Source organism: Brevibacillus sp. BC25 (assembly GCF_000282075.1).
In the GTDB taxonomy this organism is placed as follows: Bacteria; Bacillota; Bacilli; order Brevibacillales; family Brevibacillaceae; genus Brevibacillus.
In genome coordinates this window covers 129,263-150,088 of the sequence record NZ_AKIX01000128.1, presented here as the reverse complement: position 1 = coordinate 150,088, position 20,826 = coordinate 129,263, and the positions used below count along the sequence as shown (strand labels likewise).

Here is a 20,826-nt window from a genome sequence, read left to right as displayed (position 1 = left end):
TAAATGACTGAGTGGTCTTAATAGATGATCAGCAGTTTGGTTGCTGCTGTTCATGTCTTATTGTGAAGCTGATAAACATACTGGAAAAGCTCCTTATGACTAGTTAGGTTTTTATGAGAGCAAGTTTCGATAATACATTACATGTATGTCATATGGCATCGATAGATGGGAAAAAGCTATTTATTTTGCATCATCTTTCAATTAGATCCATGTACGAATGAGTTTGTGACACGTAGTTTATAAAAACAGGTGAGTACCCCTTTCAGAAATTATGCATTTCGTGTTGAGTCCGATAATATATATTATGTAAACTTATAAAAAGAGCAGAAATCGCATAGGCGTAAATATAATAGGATTTGTCTGGTGTCTAGTGACACAAACATGTATACCAAAATGACACAAACATGTATACTAACACTTCTTTGCTGTAACTGTGACACAAACATGTATACCAGAGTTCTTAATTTAGTATACTTGTTTGTGTCACAGTTTTATTAATGTTAACGACACCAGCATAAGAAAGTAATCAATTATCATAACAATATACTGGAATATACCTATGAACTCGCGTAGCACCTAAATTACTACTATCAAATGGAAAGTTGGCGTACGTTTATTGATTTTTTCATTTCAGTTCATAAAAGAGCCATTTCATGTACTGAAATTTCGGTATTATTTTTACTCTTTTATAGACATTAAATTCTATTGAACCTTTCATGCTCCTTCTGTGTGAAGTAAGACTTATAAACACTTGAAGTCTCTCTCTTTTTTTCTGCTTCAACAAACTCATCGATTAGGCTTTCATAAAGTGGTGTTCCCTTTTCTATCTTTTGAGGTATCGGATAAAATCCAAGCCAAGGAAAATGGTATCTTCTATGCCAACAGTTTTCATTCGAGTATTTTGAGCAGGTCTCTCCCCTAATACTTAAGAAATATGTGTACAAAGATAATAAAGTTTTAGACTGACATTGTTTATTTAATCAGTTTCTTGCAGTGCTAAATCAACTGCCTTCGTAAAATTAGTTTTAGACTATACGTCAGAATGAAGCCATCCACGGATCTAAACTGAATAATAAAGTTTTCTTAGTGCTTCTATGGGAGACGGAAGAAGAGTGGATATTGCTTTCGTCGATCAAGGGAATGAGACGAAGGTCATTGAAACGTTCGACGCGGAAAGCTCCAATCCCGTCGAGTTCCAGCAAGCAGGCTGCCAAGCGATCATGGACAATTTCAAAGCCTATACCGAACAAAACTAATCATCGCGAAGAAGACGCCGGGGAAGATGCCCGGCGTCTTTCTTTTTGAACCCTAGTACGAGCGTGCTCTCCGTTAGCCTTAACCTTGTGCCGCATCCATGTTCATGTAGTTAATGGCCCACAGATGGCCGTCCAAGTCCACGAAGCCCCAATGATACATGAACCCATGATCTTCAGGTTCAGCGTGCAATTTCCCGCCCAAGGAGACCGCAGTATTCACGATTTCATCGACCTTTTCCCGGCTCTCGAAGGCCAATGCGATCGTCATCTGCGCATACTTGCTCGTATCGACGGATTCCTTCTCCGTGAGCGTATTAAAGAATGCTTGATTGATCAGCATGACCTGCAGGTTGTCGCCGATCACGATGGCTACCGAATTCTCGTTCTCGGGGAATTGCGGGTTGAGCTCGAATCCGAGTCCGGTGAAGAACGCTTTCGATTGTTCTACGTTTTTTACAGGCAGGTTGAAGCTCGTGAATGCGGACGTTAATGCCATTTTCAAAACACCTCTTCGTCAAATTAGTTTGTGTTCATTTTTGCCTTCGTTTATATAGACGACAGATGAGGGACATGGTTCATCCTAGTAATTCGTGAGTTATTCATACTATCCTGCCAGCTATTTTAACGTGGCCCCAGTCTAGAACTTTATTATCCAGTCCAATACTTTATTAATCAGTCTAAAATATATCTCTGGACAAAATGAGCCAAGCCGAATACCTGATCCGTATAATGTTCTTCAATTGTCAGGTCCGACTCATGATGCAGTAGGCCATCTATGACGTTGACCGCATCCCGAGCGTTCGTATTGATAACTTTCGTGTAGAACGATGAAAATTGATCACTGACGAATCGATAAATAGTAGCTCCTCTTCCTGATCCGTAATGCGGATTTGGATCAGCACTAAGAGACGAAACGCTTACCTGTACACGCATACATACCATCAGATGAGGATGTACTTCCATCTCCCCAATAAGAAGCCAGTGAACGGCGATGGTGAAAATTCACCAGTGTAGCTTGTGCTCTGTTCATGGCATCATCGTACATCCGCCATTGAGCAGCATTGGCCATTTGATGATAGGAGATCCCAGGCGTTGCATCAGCCATTTTTGTTATGCCGATATTGTTACCCATAGCCATGAGCGATGCCAGAACAATCGGTTTTTCTTCGGATTTAGGTTGACGATTTGTTGAAGCATGAATGAATTGCTCGTCAAACCCAGTTCAACTTATATGATCGCTGGTTACAGGATCGATGGCTGGTCTACCTTCTCCATCAAACAACGGTTCATCCATTTGAGCAAATTCTATCAGGTCTGTAATGTCCGCGAATACAATCTTCATGTATTCTGCGATAACCCCAAGTCCCAGGTTATCAGCCGTTGCTTCCTTGTGACGCTTGATCTCGGCTTTAATTTGAGATTTTCGCGGGTTTTCCCAGCCAATTGCTTAGGCTTTCTTCTTTCTGTAACCGACGGCGATAGCTGCTCGAGTAGCATTAGAGTCACTGTTGATTGCTCTTGACCAAGGGTATCTATTCTTGATCTTCAAACGCCCAGTATTTGTTCTGCTTTTTGTCGAGGTTTCTAGTTCAATACAAAAAACCACCTTTATGAGAAGTGGTTTTTTTGTGCAGCCATATTAACGATCTAATCTCAAACCATCATAGGCCACTACCGATTCTTGCTGATGTGATTGGAGACTAGTAAACCGCATTCCAACTGAATACGTACCAATTTCTGAATGGGAATAACTGTATAGTTTAGTTCTCGTTCCAGCTCATCCGTATACTGTCGCAATTGGCGAAGCCCTTCTTGCAGCACTGCTTTCAGTTTTGTAATTGCTTCTTGGTCGTTTGAGCCTTCCTTTGCTAGCCGCTCTAGCTCAAATTCGCAAGTGCGGACCGCTAGTCCTAAGCTCAATCCTCGATAAAACTTCGATACCACGAAACTGCTGAAAACTTGGGAACCCTTTGCCGGCTTTTCAAATTCAGGATCGCTCATTGCCCATTTTCTCTGTGCTTCGTTCCTTTCTTTGCGTGCCGGGGAAGAGGGGTCCATCAACTTGAAAAACGGGTTATCCTGCGAAATATAGGATCGTATGCCACCCACAAGTCCCTCCAGCATTTCAAAGAAAGCCTCACTTTGATCTGCTTCGGAGAGAAGTGCCTCTCTGCGGGAGATATCTGAGTCACTCTGATCCTCTATTCGTGGATCGAAAAAATATGGCAGCTCGGTGATTAATGTTACACAATTCGCTTTCGAAGAGGCGTATGTGTGGCTGTCTGCCCCCACATCAAGTGTCGGGGGTTTTCCTGTATGTTTCTCCATATAATCATAGTATTCGTCTTGCCCGTTTAAACTGAAGATGGCCGGAGCAAACTCTGTCGCAAATGGCGTCTCTGGTTCTCCTAGATCTAAAGGCACGTCTTCCTTCCTTGCTGAATTGTGAAATCCCTCGTATAATTCTGGCAAATCGTGCGAAATATACCAATAAGCACCGCATAACCCCCCATTGTGTAGAGAATACATAAACTCAGGTCTAGTCTCGTCTATGATTTTCATGAGCATTTGCGTTTCAGGCAATGGTTTGTCAAAGCGATATTCTTTATATTCAAACGGAAAAGTCCATTCCACCTGCTCATAGCCGACAGGTCTATAGTAATTTCTAATGTAGTTAAAAATATTGTATGGTCCTTTAAACCAATTTTCATTTAGTCGCGTACCATCAGGGTCAACACATTTGATGATGTACCACGTGAAGCCCAGCTCGTCGCGCAGAGCCTTGTCCTCTGCCAATGCGCGGGAGAGATATTCCATCGTCATCGCGCCAATTGGCTCGTTAGGATGCGGGCAGGCAAAGCATAACGCATTTTTGGGCCCGTCTCCGATTTTGATACATTGAATGGGGTGTCCATCGCGGGACTTTCCCGCCTCAAATACGGTTACAGCATCAGGAAACTCTTCGGCCAGCTTTCTGGTGCTTTCATCCATTTCATCTACTGTTAGAAAAACCTTGTAGTCTGGAACCTTATCAATCACATGTTGAAAATTCATCGATCATTCCCCCTCGTCTGATGCCATATTTTAATCTTGTCTCAGTTGCAATCTTCCAAGTCATTCTAAAAAAAGATGCTATTCCTTAGCGTATCGATTAGGTTCTTGACGTAGACGTAAAGACTCCGTTTATTTTTCTACCCAGCTATCTTGGAAATTGGGAGAATAAGACGTCCATTTCACGCCTTTTACTCGCGAGCTTACTACCACAAAGAGCTTGTCACTATAGATGGGAACAACATATGCTTGCTCAAGGAGATGTTGTTGGGCATCTACATATACCTGTTTTCTGGCTTCCGTTTCAGCGGTTGCACGTCCTTTTGTTAATAAGGCATCCAGCTTGCCGTCTTTTAGACCACTTATGTTAAAGCCAGCACCAATTTGGCTAGAGTGGAAACTTTGGTATAAAGCATCAGGGTCATCGTAACTATAAGTAACCATCGTCACATCAAAATTTCCTTTCATTTGTCCATCACTAAACGCTGACTCCTCTAAATTTTGAATGGTAGCTTTGATACCCACCTCGCCCAGCATAGCTTGCAACAACTGAGCTTGCATCTCAAACCTAGCCGAACTCAAAAAGGAAAGGGTAAATACTTTTCCATCCTTTTCTCTCAGGCCTTCTCCGTTTACCTTCCATCCAGCAGCGTCAAGGAGCTTCTTTGCTTCTTCCACATTGTATTGGTACCCGTATTTTTCCAATGACTTATCATACCCCAATGTTGAAGGGGATAACAACGATTGGGCAACTTCTGCTTCACCCATCAAAACCGCCTGGACCATCGCTTGTTTATTAACCAGCATATTGAATGCTTTTCGGACTTGGATATCCTGAAACTCGGGTTTTGTCAAGTTCATATATAAACTAAGAGGTATCCCAGCCCGTAAGAGTTCCAGAACCTGATATTTTGGATTATTTCGATACTTCTTGATATCTTTTGCGGGTACATCGAATGCAACATCGATGGTACCGTTTTCCAAAGCGGCCAACATAACACTTTTATCTGGAATTGTTTTGATCACCAGTTTATCAGCTCTTGGCGGTCCTTGATTTTCATCGAGCGGCATGGCCCACTTAAAGGCTTCATTCCGAATCAATGTAACCCCCTCGCCAGCCTTCCAGCTCTCAAACTTCCATGGACCCATTCCCACAGGATTTCGTCCATATTCCTCACCATATTTTTCAATGGCCTTCATGGATAGCGGTTGAGTTACACCAGTGCCTAAATCTTCAAGAATCGACACATTGGGTTCATGTAATTCAAGGATGAGGGTTTTATCATCAGGGGCACTGACGCTCTTCACCGGCATCATAACTATTCCCGCCAGTTTTGCTTTTGTTTTCGGATTCTTAATGCGTTCAAAGGTATCCTTAAAACTCTTGGCAGTCAGAGGTGTTCCATCGTGAAACGTAACATCAGAACGAATGGTAAAGGTGTACGTTTTTCCATCCTCTGAAATCTTGAATTCACTTGCGAGATTAGGTTTGAATTCTTTTGTAACAGGATCCTTGTAGAGCAGCGATCCACCCATATTCCAAGTAACACTCATATCGTTGCCAACTGACTTGTGAACATCTAGGGTATCTGCTTCACTTGGGTAAGCCACAGTGATGGTTCCACCTGTCTTTGGTTTGTTAGCCTCTGGCTGTTGATTTGGTTCAGGTGTGGTTGATTGTGTGCTGCATGCAACCACCAACGACGTACATATCATAATTAGGAATCCTAAAATAATGCCATGAAATCTCTGTTTCTTCTTTACCATGTTACAGCTCCCTTGTTCTGTATTGTTTAAAAAATCTACATGATGACATAATTTTGAAAGATATCTGACCTCCTTTACGTTTAAAGCGCCGATTTGGCAAACGTATCAGCCCCCTTGGTCCCGATTATAAAACCTCCAGCAAGAGGAGATTCAATCGTTAGTTTTCGACAATATGTTTCTACAAAAGAATAGGGAGCTTGTTTAAGAAGCTCCCTGCGCATGCTGAATAGCAGATTTGTAAAAACGTTCGTCTAGACTAGAAAATAAAGTGCGATGAAAATATCTGCGTTGTCCGTAAACGTAAAACCGGCTGCACCCGTGGCAGCCGTTTCCTAGCGATCTGTTAGCCGAACGAACAAAGGTATGATGACGCCTAAAGGTATGGGCGACCGACGAACACCATCTTCGCTCCCAAGGCAAGTGCTTTATACACATCTTATTGACATTTGAATAGCTTTCATCTGTCTTCCCCCGCTCCATTTCCTCAATCTCCTTACATAAAGGCAAATGAGTCAAATTAGACTCCACATAGTTTTATGGTAACCTTCAAATCTTAGCAATGGAACGTACGTTTGACCACCGGGACCATTTTGGAGAACCGGGTTATGACACCCGAGTGTATTACGTTGTCCTCTAAAAAAAGTAAGGATATAGAGAGTCTCTATATCCTTTTCCTTTATCTTTTAAAAATCAAAATTGTCCGGGTCTGGACCGACTCGAAGATTCTGATTCAAGCCATCGATCCGATTCATCTCTTCTTTTGTCAACTCAAAATCAAACACCGACGCATTTTCAACGATTCGATGTTCTTTTGTAGATTTTGGAATCGTTACGACACCATTTTGCAAGTCCCAGCGCAGGATAACTTGTGCAATGGATTTGTGATGCTTTTCAGCAATCTCCTTTAAAACTGGATTATCTAATAGTTGTCCTTGCATTAACGGAGACCATGCTTCAAATTGAATGCCTTGCTCTCTGCAAAAATCTTGAAGCTCCTTTTGGGTCAAACGTGGATGGTGTTCCACTTGATTCACCATCGGTTTTATTTCAGCATCTTTCATCAACTCTTTGAGATGATGAATATGGAAATTACTTACCCCAATGGCTTTTACTCGCCCCTCTTTATAAAGTGTTTCCAATGCTCTCCAAGCCTCTTTAAATTTCCCTTCCACTGGCCAGTGAATGAGGTATAAATCCAGATACTCCAAATTCAATTTTTTTAAGCTGGTTTCATAAGCTGCTAAGGTTGACTCATATCCTAAATCTGCATTCCAAACTTTTGAAGTAACAAAGAGTTCCTCTCTGGAAATACCAGCCTCTTTCAGCCCTTCACGGATCCCGCGACCGACTCCCTCTTCATTTCCATAAATAGCAGCTGTATCAATACTGCGATATCCATGCTTGATTGATGTTTTTACCGCATTCTCAAGTTCTGGACCTTCCTCCACTTTAAATACTCCCAAACCAAGGCATTTTAACACCATTGTGAAGAGTCGTAGTATCTTGCAAATTTTTCGCCATTGAACATTATCTTCCTTATCATTGTTATTTTGGTTTACAATTGTCGACTTTTTGAAAGAAAATCTTTATCTGCTCCTGTCACACCACTTTGTCCCCAATTACCTGGTACCATTTCTCGAATAAGGATTAAAACTTTATCCAAAGGTGCACGGGTGAATTTCATAGTGAGGTGAGTCAGGTCATTTACATATTTATCTTTAGTTACCTGGTCGAACGTATTCCAAATATCAACTGTAACGACAGCCATACCATTTATTTCAGAATCATCTGTGTGATAAGACTCTTCTGTAACCCAATTGATACGCCGGCTCTTAAGAGCAAAGTCATGATCCGCTGCTGAGGCTCCTGCTTTCCCCCAGTTTTCTTTTTCAAGTTCATGTATCAACACTTGAATTTTATCCGGTACGATCTCCAATTCGTTTGTTGTTAATTCTGTTGCCTGTCTAATGAATTCTTTTTTGATATCTTTCGACATAGCTGGCCACGTATTTAGCACAATGAATGGCATTTCGTACACATCCTTATTTTAGATAAAAAGAAGCTGTTTACTTAAATATAACCAAACTATGTTCTATATAAGCATGAACAATGAATTGCATGAACCACCCTCTTCAATCAGAAGATTGCTCCTCTTATTATCTGTTTAAATAGGAGTGGATTGCTTTTGTAACCAATTCATGATCTTCTTCGGGAGTTAGTCCTGATACCGTTATGGTCCCGATGATCCCGACGCCTTTAGCCATGATGGGAAAAGCTCCCCCATATCCCGCGTATTTAGAGACATCAACTCGATTTGATTCGTGATACGACATTCCAGTTATTTCACTTTGTCTTTGCAAATAATAGGAACTGTGATCATGCAGTGCTACAACTCGATTTTTGCGTTGAATCCATTCGGTATTTACCTGAGATGTGCCTGTCATCTTAAAGTGAAACAATTGCACTCCATTTTTGGTTATATCTACAGCGATCTGTTTTTCTTCTTGTTTGGCCATATCAACAATCAACAAACCTAATTGAAGAGCGTCTTCGTTAGTAAATGTAGTGAATTGCAGCGTTTCCTCATCATTTATTATCTTTTTCATAATTTCATCAAAGGATTCTGTACTCATAACTATCACCTCATGGATAATGAATGATTTTCATATTTTTAGGCGACACCCTGGTAAGATCCAAGGCCGCAATAGTAATTGCTGATGCTACATCTACTGAAAAGTTCCTATAAAGTTTTAACAGAAGGGCTCCAATTCCCCCTCCGAACTTACCTCTTCCTCTCTAGCGCCTTCAAAAAAGAGATAAAGCGAATCTCGTGTTGGTAGATGCAAGCTGTTCAGCGGAGACCGTTGCTAGAAGAGACGTAAAAAGAAGCCGAGAGAATACGGGATAAGTCCCTGCATTCTTCTCGGCTTTTCGCCTTTACTGCCTATCCCGTTTTCACACAAACTCAATACGGGATTAATGCTCAGATATTTTATCGCCCTCCCCAGCTATCGTTATTTTAAATGAAATTGAGGTTAAGCAGATGAAGCTGCTTAACCTCATAAAACGAGAATATTGAAATGCCTGTTGATTTTTATCGATAATATTGCCTTTTGTCCTTTTCTTTTACTGATACTCTTAGCTTCCAAAGTTCTTGCGCCAATTGAAAAGCTTCTTTATCATTTCCTTTTTCTATTGCTATTCCCCTTGCCTTTAATAGAGCATTCGCAGCAGGAGATAGATCAGGAGAATCCACAACCCATATTTTAAAATCATCTTGAAATGGATCCGTATCGCTCCAAATATAATTATGTTTTCTAAATGCAGCACCTACTGTGTTTTTCGTAAGTTCCTGCTTAGAACGAAATAGTTCTTTCTCATCATGACCTAAAAACACCAATTGCTTTTTATCCATAAATACAAGGGAGATATCTATCTTTTTAAAAAGAATTTCATCATCTCTAAGTTTACATGTAATTTTATCATTGTATACAGACGTTTCTAAGCTTTCATGAAAAGAGAGTAGAGTCAAGGCAATGCCCGCAATCAGGCCAAGGATCATTGTAACAATGCCTACCCATGCTCCACTATAGGATGCAATTAGTTGTAAGGGCCCCTGGAAAGGTATCCACGGCAAAGAACTCCCCCATTTAGCAATACTCGGAAGAAACCAGCCGAACACTAAACCGATAAGAGGGAAACCAAGCCACAAGATAACTTTATCCGTTTTTGAAAAATTTAATAATGTATGATTCTCACTCATGTAAAGTCTCCTTTTTTAGATAATACACTTGTAATGGTTTCTCTCCAAACAGCTGAAACATCTAGTTGAATACCAATCATCGGATAATTTGATAAGTTATCGAGTGTTAACGCTAATACACATGCTTTTTCACGTAAGCCTTTTGAATCAGTGTGACCAAATTCTTCACCTTTTTGTAGTAATCTTAAAAAACCGTCAATAAAGCCTTCCTGTACGGCTTTAATTTTTAATCGGTACTCTTTATTATGAGAAGATTCTCGGTTTCCATATAAAAGAAACTCATTTAATACCTGTACAACAAGCATTTGTGTATCTGTAGTCTCTTCAACCAACAATTGCAAGCCGTCACGAACCATCTTTTCTACAAAATTCTTTTTCGTATACTCATTAATCTGAAAGTATTGTTCAAAACTATATTCTTCTAAAATCCAAGCGAATACAGCGTCTATTAGTTCTTCTTTCGAAGAGTAATAATAATAGATGGATGGCTTCTGTATGCCTACAGAATGAGCAATCATGGAAAGTGAAGCTTTTTCAATTCCATACTGTCCGATCAACCATGTGGTCGTTTCAAGAATTTTTTGTCGTGTTGCTTCGCTTTTATTCATTTTATCACCATTTTCTACCTAACGTTAGTTAGATAATAGCGCCTACTTTCGCTGATTGTCAAGATGATTCATTAGGGGATTCGCTTCCCAACATAAAAGGAGCCGAGAGAATACGGGATAACTCCGTGCATTCTTCTCGGCTCTTCGCCTTATTGTCTATCTCGTTTTCACCACAAACTCAATGCTTCCAAGGCCACCCCATTTGGCGCTTACGACATCCCCCTCCCATAGCTGGTGGGAACCGGTAATGCCCCCGGACAAAATCAAATCTCCCTTGTGCAGCTTGCGTCCTTCGCGAGCAAGCATGTTCGCCAGCATCGCGACCGCGTGGGCTGGATGACCGAGAACTGCCGCACCAGCCCCCAAGTCTTTGAGCTCGCCATTGATCGAAAGAGTAACACCTACCAAATCGAGTTCAAGTTCATCAGGCTTTCTCCACGTCGATCCGATAAACACACGGGAAGACGAAGTATTGTCGGCAATGACATCTGGCAAGGCAAACTGGAACTGCGCATACCTGCTGTCGATAATCTCCAGTGCGGGAACCACATAGTCAGTGGAGGCCAGGACATGATCCTCCGTGATGCCGGGTCCTTCCAAATCCTCACTCAAAACAAAGGCGATTTCCGCTTCCACCTTGGGATGAATCAATTCATTGATCGGTAGAATGCCGTCCTCGATGTTCATATAGTCAAAAATGTAGCCCCGAATCGGTTCGTGCACATTCATCTGCTTCATTTTTGCCTGACTGGTCAAACCCATTTTAGAGGCAAAGATTCGATGTCCCTGCTCAAGCTTGAGGGAGACCAGCTCATTTTGAATACGATATCCATCTTCCACTGTCAGCTCGGGGTATTCAGCCGTCAGTTTCACGACCACCTCCCTATTCAACTCCGCATCCACCAGCTTCTGAGCCAGCTTTTTGTACAGTAGTTCCAATTGCACGCAGACCACCCCCTAAATGATTTTGGTAGAGCTGTTCAGTTGGGCGATTTCCGCTGCGACATCCACGATCATGTCTTCTTGTCCCCCCACGGCCTTTCGTCTTCCCAGCTCGATCAAAATATCCCGGGAGTCGATGCCGAATTTCCTGGCTGCACGCTCGGCATGAAGCCGGAAGCTGGAATAGACACCCGCGTATCCGAGAACCAGAGCGTCTCTGGTAATTTCCTGTGGTATTTGAAGAATCGGTGACACGATTTCTTCTGCCAGATCCATCATTTTATACAGATCGACGCCCGTCTGAATGCCCATTCGATCCAGTACTGCAAGGAGAACCTCGGTTTGTGTATTGCCCGCACCAGCCCCCAAGCACCGAACACTGCCGTCAATCCAGGTGGCACCCTCTTGAATGGCAACGAGCGTATTGGCCATGGCTAAGGACAAATTATTGTGTGCATGGAAGCCAACAGGAATATGCAGGCATTGCTTCAACGACCGGACTCGTTCCCCTGCTTGATCAGGTAGCAGAGCGCCAGCAGAATCGACGATATACACGACATCGGCTCCATAGCTTTGCATGAGTCTAGCTTGCTCTGCCAGTTTTTCCGGAGTAGCCATATGCGACATCATCAAAAAGCCAACTGTCGTCAAGCCAAGTTCTTTAGCCCGATAAATATGCTGAGCGGATACGTCCGCCTCGGTCGCATGTGTGGCGATACGTGCCATGCCTACCCCTAGCCCTGCAGCCGTCTTCAAATCTTTGATCGTGCCGATTCCCGGCAGCAAGAGCACGCCCACTTTCGCTTGTTTGCAAACGGAAACGGCAGCCTTGATCAGCTCCAGTTCAGGGGTCCTGGACAGCCCGTACTGCAGGGACGATCCGGCCAACCCATCTCCATGGGAGACTTCAATATACGGGACGTTCGCTTCATCTAATGCGCGCGCCACAGCGGTTACTTGCTCAACAGTAAACTGGTGATTGATCGCATGGCTTCCATCTCGAAGTGCTACCTCGGTGATCACAATATCACGACTCATATGCGGGTCCTCCTTTCATTCGTGGCTATATACCCGTGCCGATGCCGACAGCATGCTTGGCATATTCCTCTGCTACCTTCACTGCTGTCGCCGTCATGATATCCAGATTGCCTGAATAAGTAGGGAGGTAGTCGCCCGCGCCTTCCACTTCCAAAAAAACGGTGATTTTGTTTTCATCAAAGATCGGTTCTGAGCGCAGTCGATAACCAGGAACGTATGCTTGAATATAGACAACTGTCTGGTGGATAGCCTTCACGATCGCCTGTCGGTCCGCACCTTCCTCCACTACTGCATAGACCGTATCTCTCATCAGGATCGGCGGCTCCGCCGGATTCAGGATGATGATCGCCTTGCCTTTCTTCGCTCCGCCAATCGCTTCGATACCATGTGCAGTCGTCTCCGTAAATTCGTCGATGTTGGAACGTGTGCCAGGACCCGCGCTTTTACTGGAAATAGTGGCCACGATCTCTGCGTAACTGACCGGACTCACACTGCCTATCGCATGAACGATCGGAATCGTAGCCTGGCCGCCGCATGTGATCAGATTGATGTTCTTTTCATTCAAATGTGCACCGAGATTCACAGAAGGTACTACATAGGGCCCTACAGCAGCAGGTGTCAGATCGATGGCGAGCTTTCCTGCCTCCCTGAGCGCCGTAGCGTGCCGAATATGTGCATTGGCTGAAGTAGCGTCAAAGACGATATCCGCAAGATCCGCACCGCTTTCCAAAAACGGTTTTAATCCGCCGTCAAATACGTAGTATCCAACTGCCTTTGCTCTACGCAGACCATCCGAATCAGGATCGATTCCAATCATGGACGTCAGTTCAAGAACTGGCGACCTTCCAAGCTTGGTCATCAGGTCTGTCCCGATGTTACCCGAGCCCAGTATTGCTACTTTTACTTTCTTCATACATGCACCCCTTTCCTATTTTTTACTTGCCAAACTTGACTCCTACTGAACCAAGTCCAGCAATCCGTGTGTGAAATACATCGCCAGGCTTAGCTTCAACCGCTGCCGATAACGCACCGGACAAGATGATTTCTCCTGCTTTGAGTGTAATCCCTAATTCGTACAGCTTGTTCGCTAACCACGCTACACAAGATGCGGGATTGCCTAATGCGGCGGCACCAACACCGGTATTGACCAGCTCCTGATTTTTATAAAACGCCATTCCTACCAGAGGAAGATCCAGATCTTGCGGTTTCACGGGATGGTCACCCAGCACATAGAAGCCCGAGGATGCATTGTCCGCAATTGTGTCTTCTAGTTTGATTTGCCAGTTGGCTATACGGCTGTCCACGATTTCCAAAGCAGGCACTACATATTCCGTTGCCATCAAGACGTCATAGATGGTTACATGTGGCCCTTCCAGATCGCGTTTCAGCAGGAAGGCAATTTCTGCTTCAACTTTTGGCTGAAGGACATGTTCGAAAGGCAATTCTCCGTTGTTTTCCACGACCATGTCGTCCAATAGATGTCCATAGTCTGGCTGTTCTACGCCAAGCAGTGTCTGCATGGCACGAGAGGTTAGGCCAATTTTCTTCCCTGTATTCCTCGCGCCTTCTTTCACTTTTCGTTCAATCGTCATCAATTGAACGTGGTATGCCTCTATCTCGCTGATTTGCGGATCCAGTAAAGTGAGTGGCGCTACTCCCACCCCTTCACGACTCGCCGCCGCTAAATGATCGGCGTATCGTGTGATCTTTTCTATGTCCACACGGCTCCCTCCCTGATTCTGACCTTCTCGCTATAATTTCATTGTGACTGTCTTGACCTCGGAGTAGAATTCGAAGCTGTGACGCCCGCCTTCGCGGCCAATCCCGCTGTCCTTGGCACCGCCAAACGGCGTTCGCAAGTCACGCACATACCAGCAATTGATCCATAAAAGACCTGACTTCACTCGATCAGCCACGCGATGCGCGCGCCTCAGGTCGTTGGTCCAAACCACTCCTGCCAGGCCGTAAGCCGAATCATTGGCGATCCGAATAGCGTCCTCTTCTGTACGAAATGGAATGATCACGATGACCGGACCGAAAATCTCTTCCTGCGCCACCCTCATTTTGTTGTCTACATCATAGAGAACGGTTGGCTCTAGGAAATTACCGTCACCCAGCCCGCTGATCCGATTTCCGCCGTAACCTAGCTTGGCACCTTCTTCCAGTCCGATCTGGATGTAGTGCTCCACCGTCTCTAAGTGACTACGGGACACCAACGCTCCCATATCCGTCTCTGGTTCCAGAGGATTTCCCACCTTGATCCTTTGAACAGCCGCCACAAATTTGTCCAGAAACTGATCATAAATGCTTTCTTGTACCAACAAACGCGATCCTGCCAGACAAATCTCGCCTTGGTTGCGGAATATCGCCTCAATCGATCCTTTTACCACCTCATCAAGATCGGCATCTTCAAACACGATATTGGCTGATTTGCCTCCCAATTCGAGCGATACTGGAATCAGATGCGAAGCGGCATTCTGCATGACGGTCTTGCCGGTATTGGATTCTCCTACAAAAGATATCCTGCGCACATGGGGATGCGTCGTCATCGCCGTCCCGACAGTCCCGCCCGGACCAGTGATGATGTTGAGCACGCCAGGAGGTAGACCTGCTTCATTGGCAATCTCTCCGAGCATTACAGCCGAGAGAGGCGTGTACGAGGCTGGTTTTACAACGACGGTATTTCCCGCCGCTAAAGCCGCCGATGCTTTCCAGGTCATCTGCATGAAGGGCAAATTCCATGGAATGATCAGACTTGTCACACCTGCCGGAGCATATTTGGCGTAGGACATAAAATGGCGCATTTCATAATGCTCATGGACCATGTACTTAGCCATTTCGGCAAAAAAGCGCAAATTGGCCGCCGCCCTCGGAATATCGAAGCCCCGACTTTCTTTGATCGGTTTGCCGACATCGAGAGTCTCCACCAAAGCGAGTTCGTCCACACGCTCCATCACCAGGTCAGCCATTTTGCAGAGAATCTTGGCGCGTTCATCTACAGACATCTCACTCCAAACGCCTGACTCAAACGTACGCTGCGCCACGTCGATCGCCCTTTTTACATCCTGCTCACTTGCATTGGCCACAGAAGCCAGCTTGAGATTTGTCGCTGGGTTGATCGTATCGAAGGTTTCACCGGAAAGAGCGTCCACGTATTCTCCGTCTATGAATAACTTTGCGTCTTTTCGTACCTGGTTTTCCTTGGTAGTCTGACTCATGGGAATCCTCCTAATTCTCGATTTCCAAGATCATCTCTACTTCTACGGCGTTATTTAGCGGGAGCTGTGCCATCCCCACAGCGGACCGCCCATGCCTGCCTTTCTCTCCAAATAGCTCCACCAACAAATCGGACGCCCCATTCATGACTTTAGGCTGATCCGTGAAAGCTGGATCGCTGTTAACGAATCCGAGAATTTTGACCACTCGTTTGACTCTCCACAGTTCGCCTAGCTCATGTTTGGCAACAGCCAGCAGATTGAGCATACACTGCCTGGCAGCTAGGTAGCCTTCCTCTATCGTGACATTCTGTCCCAGCTTCCCTCGATATTCGTTTGTCCCTTGGCCTGCCAGGAACAAGAGATTGCCCGTTTGGACACAACCGACATAATTACCAGCCGGCTGTCTCGGTTCGGGCAGGGCTAGGCCCATAGCCTGTAGACGTTGTTCCGGCGTTTCAGTCTGATGCTTCACAGTCCGTTCATCTCCTTTATGTTCAGGAAGCGAAGCGCGTTTTCACCCAGCAACGCCCGCTTCTGCCCGTCCGTCAGCTCCAAAGTATGATCGATGACTTCCCCGGGAGGTGTTTCACGAAGCAGGAAGGGATAATCCGATCCCATCATAATTTTATTTTCGCCAAAGCGCTTTATCATGTATTGGATGTTCAGTGGGTCGTACGTCAAGGAATCAAAGTAGAATTGTTTCGCGTACACACTAGGCGGTTGATCAGTCAGACGCAGATGTGGCCATACCTTCCAGCCTTGGTCCAGCCTGGGTAGAATATAAGGAAAAGAGCCGCCGCCATGGGCAAAGCAGATTTTCAGGCGGGGAAATTTCTCGATCACGCCTCCCAAGATAAGACTTGCTGCGGCAAGCGCTGTCTCGCTTGGCATCCCGACGGTGTACATCAGGTTGTGCCGCGGCATACGTTCTCTGCCCAGCGTCTCCCATGGATGTACGAAGAGTGGCACATCCCATGTCTGGCACATTTCAAAAAAAGGAATCAGTCCCGGGTCGTCGAGATTGTTGCCATTTACGTTGGTACCGATTTCGATCCCTCTCAGGCCGAGCTCGTGCATGCAGCGATCCATTTCCCGAATGGCTGCCTCGGTGTCTTGCAATGGAACTGTACCCAATCCGATGAAATGATTCGGATGTTGGTTGACCGTCTCTGCGATAAAATCGTTTTGAATCCGCGCCATCACTTCCGCTTCGGCCGCTAGGGCCCAGTAGGAAAACGTGACCGGAATGGGTGATAACACCTGCATATCCACGCCTTCTTGCTGCATGTCATGAATCCGTTTTTGGGGATCCCACACCTGATCCGTCACTTCGCGAAATACTTTCCCCCCGACCATGATATTTGCCCCGCATGTGCAAGTACGGTGCAGAACTGGCCAGCGTTCTCCATGAAAGCGTTCAGCCAGGTTGGGAAGATCCTCTGGAATAATGTGGGTATGGAAGTCTACTCGCATTTCCATTCACTCGCTTCCGGAGACATGACGTGCCCGCATTTTTGGCATGTCCGCAGCTCCAGATTGCTGTTGAATCCTTCGATCGCCTCTTTTACCTGCACCTCTATGTTGGTCAGTTGAATCCGTACGCGGTGCATTTCGTGGTCGCAGTTTTCGCAGAACCAAGCAAAGTCCTCCAGTTCTCCCTCATTTCTGTTGCGCTCAATCACGAGGCCGATTGTATCCGCGATCCGGTGTGGGGAATGCGGGACATTCGCAGGAAGAAGGAACATTTCACCTTCTCTGACCGTAATGATTTCACGCTTCCCATCCTGATTGATGATCTCTACGAAGCAATCACCCTTGAGCTGGTAAAAGACTTCCTCGGATGGATCAATGTGAAAATCCCGCCGCTTATTCGGCCCTCCCACTACCATGACCATTAGTTCTGCATCTTTCCAAATCACCTTGTTATTCACCGGTGGCTTGAGCTGATCGATGTGATCCTCGATAAACTTCCACAAATGGATAGGTGCCAATGTACGCATGCTCTATTCCCTCCCTGTTTTTACTTGTTTAAAGAATCTGCTCCGTCTGCGATGTCGATTTGGCAGCAAAAACGCTGAGCGCGTCATCCACCATCGTGCATGCATGAGACTTCTTATAATTGTTGTAAAAAATCGCTAATTTGCGCACCGGATCACCGGTATAGTACCGCTCGTATTGCAGCAAACGCTGTCCGAAGGCTTCCCCACACAGGTCCCAAGCGAGCTTAAACAGGCGAACCCGCTCTGTACCGGAGATACCCTCCCGTCCGGCATAAAACTTTTCCATATCCGCCACCAACTCGGGATGCTCCATATCACTGTCAGTCGGGGACATGAGCAATCCGCCTGCTCCAATAATTTGAATGACTTCAATCGCCCGCGGGTACAGCTTCGGAAGCAGTCCGCGAATGGTTTCGAGCTGTACGTAACCCGGCATGAGCTCGCCCGACGGCAAGGTCTCGTATTCCAGCTCAGCCGTCCTTAGGAGCGCTCTGACCGATTCCAGCGATTGCGCTAGCTCCCCGAGATTGTTTTGGACATTCGGATAGACGTCTACCCCGATGGAGTCTGCCAGCCGCATGGCAACTTCCGTGGCAAATTGGAGCTTCAACAGTCCTCTCACCCCTGTCTGGTGCGCCGGCTGCTGTCCGATGCCTGTCTTTGGATAAAGCAGGTTGGCTGCTTCTACATTGTTGTACAGGAATAAGCGCTCCCAAGGTACGAGTACGTCATGAAAGACAAGAAGAGCATCCATTTCTTCGAAGCGCGATGCCAAAGGATGGTCATAAACGGAACGAAGTCCATCCTGCATGGGCTCTCTACAAATGATGCGCAAGCCCGGCGTGTTAATCGGAATGGCAAATGCCAAGGCGTAACGCTCATCTCCTGGCTTGAACCCCGGAAACGAATAAATGATGACTTCATCCGTGATCGGCGCCAGTGTCGCGAGCATTTTCGCTCCTTTGACAATCAGCCCGTCCGGCGTCTCCTCTACTGCCCCTAAATGGGTGTACACATCGTTTTGTTCGTGCGAGGACTTGCTGCGATCATTTTGTGGATTGATAATCGCATGCGTTAAAAACAGGTCTTGGTCGCGTACATACTTGTAATAATTTTTCACGTTTTCTGCCCACTGCGGATTGTACTTTTCCAAGAAAGACGCATTGCTGTATAGCGACGTCAAGACGACATTAAGAAAATCCGGCGTTCTTCCCATCAAGCCAAAAGTGGCTTCCGCATAAGCTTCGTACAAGGTTCGTTTCGCCTGCAATTCCTCAGGGGTCTTTGCAACGAGAAAGGCGTTGTTCACACGCTCGCCGGTCTCCTGACAAATATGGGTAATCTTCTCCTGGTACTTCTCGTCATGCTGCATGTCATACAGCTTGGCTATTTCATGAATCGGCTGTCGAAAAACAGCTTCCTCATATACATTTGTCACCTTTCTGCCTTGCAGCCAAATCTCCGGTTGCCGCGATCTCAATCCCCGAATGTATTGGTCACCTGTACGGATTCCCACCACAATTCCTCCCTGTTGTTTTTGGTTGGTTGACTCGTTTTTGTTCTTAAACCGCATTATAATGTCTGTCTTTTCTGAAAAATGTATCCCGCTTAACATCATGGGTGAAAAATATATAATGCCGCTCACCCGATTCATGGGCCACTGAGGATATGTAAACGAATTAACATCCATTCTGTTTTTCTTTCGAATGCACGTGATTTTCACGTTGAAATATTGGTAAGGAGCTTTTTATTTTCATATAATCAAAAGTAGTGAGTTCAGAAAATTAAGACTTAATCTTGGGTGGTGATTGGAAGAGGCAAGATCATTGATGAGGAAAGGAGCGGTGATGATGGTATCCCCTTTTGAAACTGATTTGAAATGGGAAAGCCTTTTAGAATACGGCACCCGTCAATTTGTGAAAGGAAAAACAGCTATCTATAAGCAAGGGACGATGGGAGAAGGTTTTTATTATCTTCATAAGGGATTAGTCAAGATTGTGACCTCTACCTTCAAGGGGAAAGATCGCCTAGTGAACATCGTAGTCCCTGGTCAAATCATGGGACTTCAAACGATGGATCAACAACCTCATTTCACCACGGCTATTGCTGTAAAGAATGCAGTCGTCTACCATTTCTCCTGTTTGCAATTCCTCGAAATGCTGAAGGTACGCCCTGAACTCTTGTCTCTGTTCACCCAAACACTCAATCAAAAAATGCGGATTCTTCTAACCGCCATCAACATGAAGGCACTGACTTCAGAAGAACAAATCGCTCGTCTTCTGCTCAACATTTGCGAAGACTTTAAAAACCACGAGGTTCCCCTTACGCAACAAGAGCTTGCTGAATGTGCTGGCCTCACCCGTATCACTGTCTATAAGATCCTGAAGGCATGGAAGGAACATGGCATCATTGAAATTAAAAACCGATCCTTTGTCGTCAAACGCCCAGATATGCTGAAGCCTCCACAACTCACGGCACACACTGCTCGCACAGTGTAAGCCTATCCATGTGAAAGGTGGTCACAATGGCCTGTCTCCGCTATCAGTGGACCCCATACCTCATGTATGGCAAGAAGATCGAAATGGGAAAACATACAACGATCTACCATCAAGGCGATGTGGGAACTGGATTTTATTATCTAGACAAAGGGAGCGTAAAGATCACTCTCTTATCTGAGAACGGGCATGAGCGGTCTATCGATTACATTCCCACAGGTGGGTTGTTCGGGGAGCACGGCGCCTATAACGGCTCATACCTGACATCAGCCATAACTACTTCTCCTTCCGTCATGTACTTTTTCTCCGACGAGGTCTTATCGCGCGTATGCCAAGACCACCCACAGTCGGCAGTGATCTTCACCAACTCACAAATCTATAAGCTCCGTCTCCTGGCTGAAATCATCGCGTTTACTGACAGTCCGGTTGAGCTTGCGATGGCTAATTATTTGCTCAAACTGATAGCTGTGCACGGAAATAATCATATCCCTATCGATCAGAAGTCTTTTGCACGCTATATTGATACGTCTCGGATTACAGTGAACAAGACCTTGCAGAAATGGCGACAGCAAGGCTTGATTGAGCTATCTGAGCGTAGTGCCATTCGAGTTGTGGATATAGAGGGATTGCGTGAGATTTATTCACGCATCCAATGTAAATAGGGCGAAGCCTAATCAGGCTCGCCCTT

20 protein-coding genes and 2 pseudogenes are annotated in these 20,826 nt (G+C 45.3%); 3 read left to right on the top strand and 19 right to left on the bottom strand.

All coding sequences use genetic code 11. The features are described 5' to 3' along the window. Positions 1 to 1,112 precede the first annotated feature (1,112 nt). Positions 1,113 to 1,256 (top strand): hypothetical protein, encoded by a 144-nt coding sequence (locus tag PMI05_RS30915; protein ID WP_007729211.1) that lies wholly within the window; start codon positions 1,113 to 1,115, stop codon positions 1,254 to 1,256. Between the two features lie 79 nt (positions 1,257 to 1,335). Here the strand turns inward: PMI05_RS30915 and PMI05_RS27835 are convergent, their stop codons facing one another. From PMI05_RS27835 to PMI05_RS27750, 19 genes and pseudogenes are all read right to left on the bottom strand, one after another. Then, positions 1,336 to 1,752, bottom strand: coding sequence for a VOC family protein (locus tag PMI05_RS27835; RefSeq protein ID WP_007729208.1), 417 nt, complete (start codon positions 1,750 to 1,752; stop codon positions 1,336 to 1,338). 197 nt (positions 1,753 to 1,949) lie between these two features. After that, a pseudogene (locus PMI05_RS30455) lies at positions 1,950 to 2,478 on the bottom strand (Tn3 family transposase); the annotation flags it as partial. Between the two features lie 449 nt (positions 2,479 to 2,927). Next, complete coding sequence (locus PMI05_RS27825; RefSeq protein ID WP_007729205.1) at positions 2,928 to 4,310, bottom strand: M14 family zinc carboxypeptidase; 1,383 nt, start codon at positions 4,308 to 4,310, stop codon at positions 2,928 to 2,930. Between the two features lie 129 nt (positions 4,311 to 4,439). Then, the gene (locus PMI05_RS27820) at positions 4,440 to 6,074 is read right to left on the bottom strand and encodes an ABC transporter substrate-binding protein (protein WP_007729202.1); all 1,635 of its coding nucleotides are present in this window, start codon (positions 6,072 to 6,074) and stop codon (positions 4,440 to 4,442) included. Between the two features lie 373 nt (positions 6,075 to 6,447). Further along, positions 6,448 to 6,507: a hypothetical protein gene (locus tag PMI05_RS31870; RefSeq protein WP_157230981.1), complete on the bottom strand. Its 60-nt coding sequence runs from the start codon at positions 6,505 to 6,507 to the stop codon at positions 6,448 to 6,450. A 250-nt stretch (positions 6,508 to 6,757) separates the two neighbouring features. Beyond that, positions 6,758 to 7,595 (bottom strand): annotated as a pseudogene (locus tag PMI05_RS27815) (aldo/keto reductase). Between the two features lie 34 nt (positions 7,596 to 7,629). Then, positions 7,630 to 8,103 (bottom strand): tautomerase family protein, encoded by a 474-nt coding sequence (locus PMI05_RS27810; RefSeq protein ID WP_007729197.1) that lies wholly within the window; start codon positions 8,101 to 8,103, stop codon positions 7,630 to 7,632. 127 nt (positions 8,104 to 8,230) lie between these two features. Beyond that, positions 8,231 to 8,707, bottom strand: a complete 477-nt coding sequence (locus PMI05_RS27805) for a heme-degrading domain-containing protein (RefSeq protein WP_007729194.1) — start codon at positions 8,705 to 8,707, stop codon at positions 8,231 to 8,233. A gap of 461 nt (positions 8,708 to 9,168) precedes the next feature. Then, positions 9,169 to 9,837, bottom strand: coding sequence for a hypothetical protein (locus PMI05_RS27800; protein ID WP_007729192.1), 669 nt, complete (start codon positions 9,835 to 9,837; stop codon positions 9,169 to 9,171). Next, positions 9,834 to 10,445 (bottom strand): TetR/AcrR family transcriptional regulator, encoded by a 612-nt coding sequence (locus PMI05_RS27795; RefSeq protein WP_007729187.1) that lies wholly within the window; start codon positions 10,443 to 10,445, stop codon positions 9,834 to 9,836. The genes PMI05_RS27800 and PMI05_RS27795 overlap by 4 nt, the downstream gene beginning before the upstream one ends. Positions 10,446 to 10,601: 156 nt before the next feature. Beyond that, complete coding sequence (locus PMI05_RS27790; RefSeq protein WP_007729185.1) at positions 10,602 to 11,390, bottom strand: 2-keto-4-pentenoate hydratase; 789 nt, start codon at positions 11,388 to 11,390, stop codon at positions 10,602 to 10,604. 12 nt (positions 11,391 to 11,402) lie between these two features. Next, a complete protein-coding gene (dmpG, locus tag PMI05_RS27785) occupies positions 11,403 to 12,425 on the bottom strand; it encodes a 4-hydroxy-2-oxovalerate aldolase (RefSeq protein ID WP_007729183.1) in 1,023 nt (340 codons plus the stop codon). 25 nt (positions 12,426 to 12,450) lie between these two features. Further along, complete coding sequence (locus PMI05_RS27780) at positions 12,451 to 13,338, bottom strand: acetaldehyde dehydrogenase (acetylating) (protein WP_007729181.1); 888 nt, start codon at positions 13,336 to 13,338, stop codon at positions 12,451 to 12,453. A gap of 22 nt (positions 13,339 to 13,360) precedes the next feature. Continuing rightward, the gene (locus PMI05_RS27775) at positions 13,361 to 14,146 is read right to left on the bottom strand and encodes a 2-keto-4-pentenoate hydratase (RefSeq protein WP_007729180.1); all 786 of its coding nucleotides are present in this window, start codon (positions 14,144 to 14,146) and stop codon (positions 13,361 to 13,363) included. Between the two features lie 30 nt (positions 14,147 to 14,176). Beyond that, the gene (locus PMI05_RS27770; protein WP_007729178.1) at positions 14,177 to 15,643 is read right to left on the bottom strand and encodes an aldehyde dehydrogenase; all 1,467 of its coding nucleotides are present in this window, start codon (positions 15,641 to 15,643) and stop codon (positions 14,177 to 14,179) included. A gap of 10 nt (positions 15,644 to 15,653) precedes the next feature. After that, positions 15,654 to 16,115, bottom strand: a complete 462-nt coding sequence (locus PMI05_RS27765) for a RidA family protein (RefSeq protein WP_007729176.1) — start codon at positions 16,113 to 16,115, stop codon at positions 15,654 to 15,656. Next, positions 16,112 to 17,122 (bottom strand): amidohydrolase family protein, encoded by a 1,011-nt coding sequence (locus PMI05_RS27760; protein ID WP_039961531.1) that lies wholly within the window; start codon positions 17,120 to 17,122, stop codon positions 16,112 to 16,114. The genes PMI05_RS27765 and PMI05_RS27760 overlap by 4 nt, the downstream gene beginning before the upstream one ends. Next, a complete protein-coding gene (locus PMI05_RS27755) occupies positions 17,107 to 17,643 on the bottom strand; it encodes a 3-hydroxyanthranilate 3,4-dioxygenase (protein WP_007729170.1) in 537 nt (178 codons plus the stop codon). Before PMI05_RS27755 ends, PMI05_RS27760 begins: the two co-directional genes overlap by 16 nt. Before the next feature lie 28 nt (positions 17,644 to 17,671). Then, complete coding sequence (locus tag PMI05_RS27750) at positions 17,672 to 19,159, bottom strand: 4-hydroxyphenylacetate 3-hydroxylase family protein (protein WP_007729167.1); 1,488 nt, start codon at positions 19,157 to 19,159, stop codon at positions 17,672 to 17,674. Positions 19,160 to 19,493: 334 nt separating this feature from the next. Between PMI05_RS27750 and PMI05_RS27745 the strand changes: the two genes are divergently transcribed. Together PMI05_RS27745 and PMI05_RS27740 are read left to right on the top strand one after the other, a co-directional pair. Next, on the top strand, positions 19,494 to 20,141 hold the full coding sequence (locus PMI05_RS27745; RefSeq protein WP_007729164.1) for a Crp/Fnr family transcriptional regulator: 648 nt from the start codon (positions 19,494 to 19,496) through the stop codon (positions 20,139 to 20,141). Between the two features lie 26 nt (positions 20,142 to 20,167). Then, positions 20,168 to 20,800: a Crp/Fnr family transcriptional regulator gene (locus PMI05_RS27740; protein ID WP_007729155.1), complete on the top strand. Its 633-nt coding sequence runs from the start codon at positions 20,168 to 20,170 to the stop codon at positions 20,798 to 20,800. Positions 20,801 to 20,826: the final 26 nt, after the last annotated feature.

Bases quoted from the DNA above. Each gene is read 5' to 3' on its own strand.
- PMI05_RS27835 (WP_007729208.1), bottom strand. From the start codon at position 1,752: ATGGCATTAACGTCCGCATTCACGAGCTTCAACCTGCCTGTAAAAAAC.
- PMI05_RS27825 (WP_007729205.1), bottom strand. From the start codon at position 4,310: ATGAATTTTCAACATGTGATTGATAAGGTTCCAGACTACAAGGTTTTT.
- PMI05_RS27820 (WP_007729202.1), bottom strand. From the start codon at position 6,074: ATGGTAAAGAAGAAACAGAGATTTCATGGCATTATTTTAGGATTCCTA.
- PMI05_RS27810 (WP_007729197.1), bottom strand. From the start codon at position 8,103: ATGCCATTCATTGTGCTAAATACGTGGCCAGCTATGTCGAAAGATATC.
- PMI05_RS27805 (WP_007729194.1), bottom strand. From the start codon at position 8,707: ATGAGTACAGAATCCTTTGATGAAATTATGAAAAAGATAATAAATGAT.
- PMI05_RS27800 (WP_007729192.1), bottom strand. From the start codon at position 9,837: ATGAGTGAGAATCATACATTATTAAATTTTTCAAAAACGGATAAAGTT.
- PMI05_RS27795 (WP_007729187.1), bottom strand. From the start codon at position 10,445: ATGAATAAAAGCGAAGCAACACGACAAAAAATTCTTGAAACGACCACA.
- dmpG (WP_007729183.1), bottom strand. From the start codon at position 12,425: ATGAGTCGTGATATTGTGATCACCGAGGTAGCACTTCGAGATGGAAGC.
- PMI05_RS27780 (WP_007729181.1), bottom strand. From the start codon at position 13,338: ATGAAGAAAGTAAAAGTAGCAATACTGGGCTCGGGTAACATCGGGACA.
- PMI05_RS27770 (WP_007729178.1), bottom strand. From the start codon at position 15,643: ATGAGTCAGACTACCAAGGAAAACCAGGTACGAAAAGACGCAAAGTTA.
- PMI05_RS27760 (WP_039961531.1), bottom strand. From the start codon at position 17,122: ATGGAAATGCGAGTAGACTTCCATACCCACATTATTCCAGAGGATCTT.
- PMI05_RS27755 (WP_007729170.1), bottom strand. From the start codon at position 17,643: ATGCGTACATTGGCACCTATCCATTTGTGGAAGTTTATCGAGGATCAC.
- PMI05_RS27745 (WP_007729164.1), top strand. From the start codon at position 19,494: ATGGTATCCCCTTTTGAAACTGATTTGAAATGGGAAAGCCTTTTAGAA.
- PMI05_RS27740 (WP_007729155.1), top strand. From the start codon at position 20,168: ATGGCCTGTCTCCGCTATCAGTGGACCCCATACCTCATGTATGGCAAG.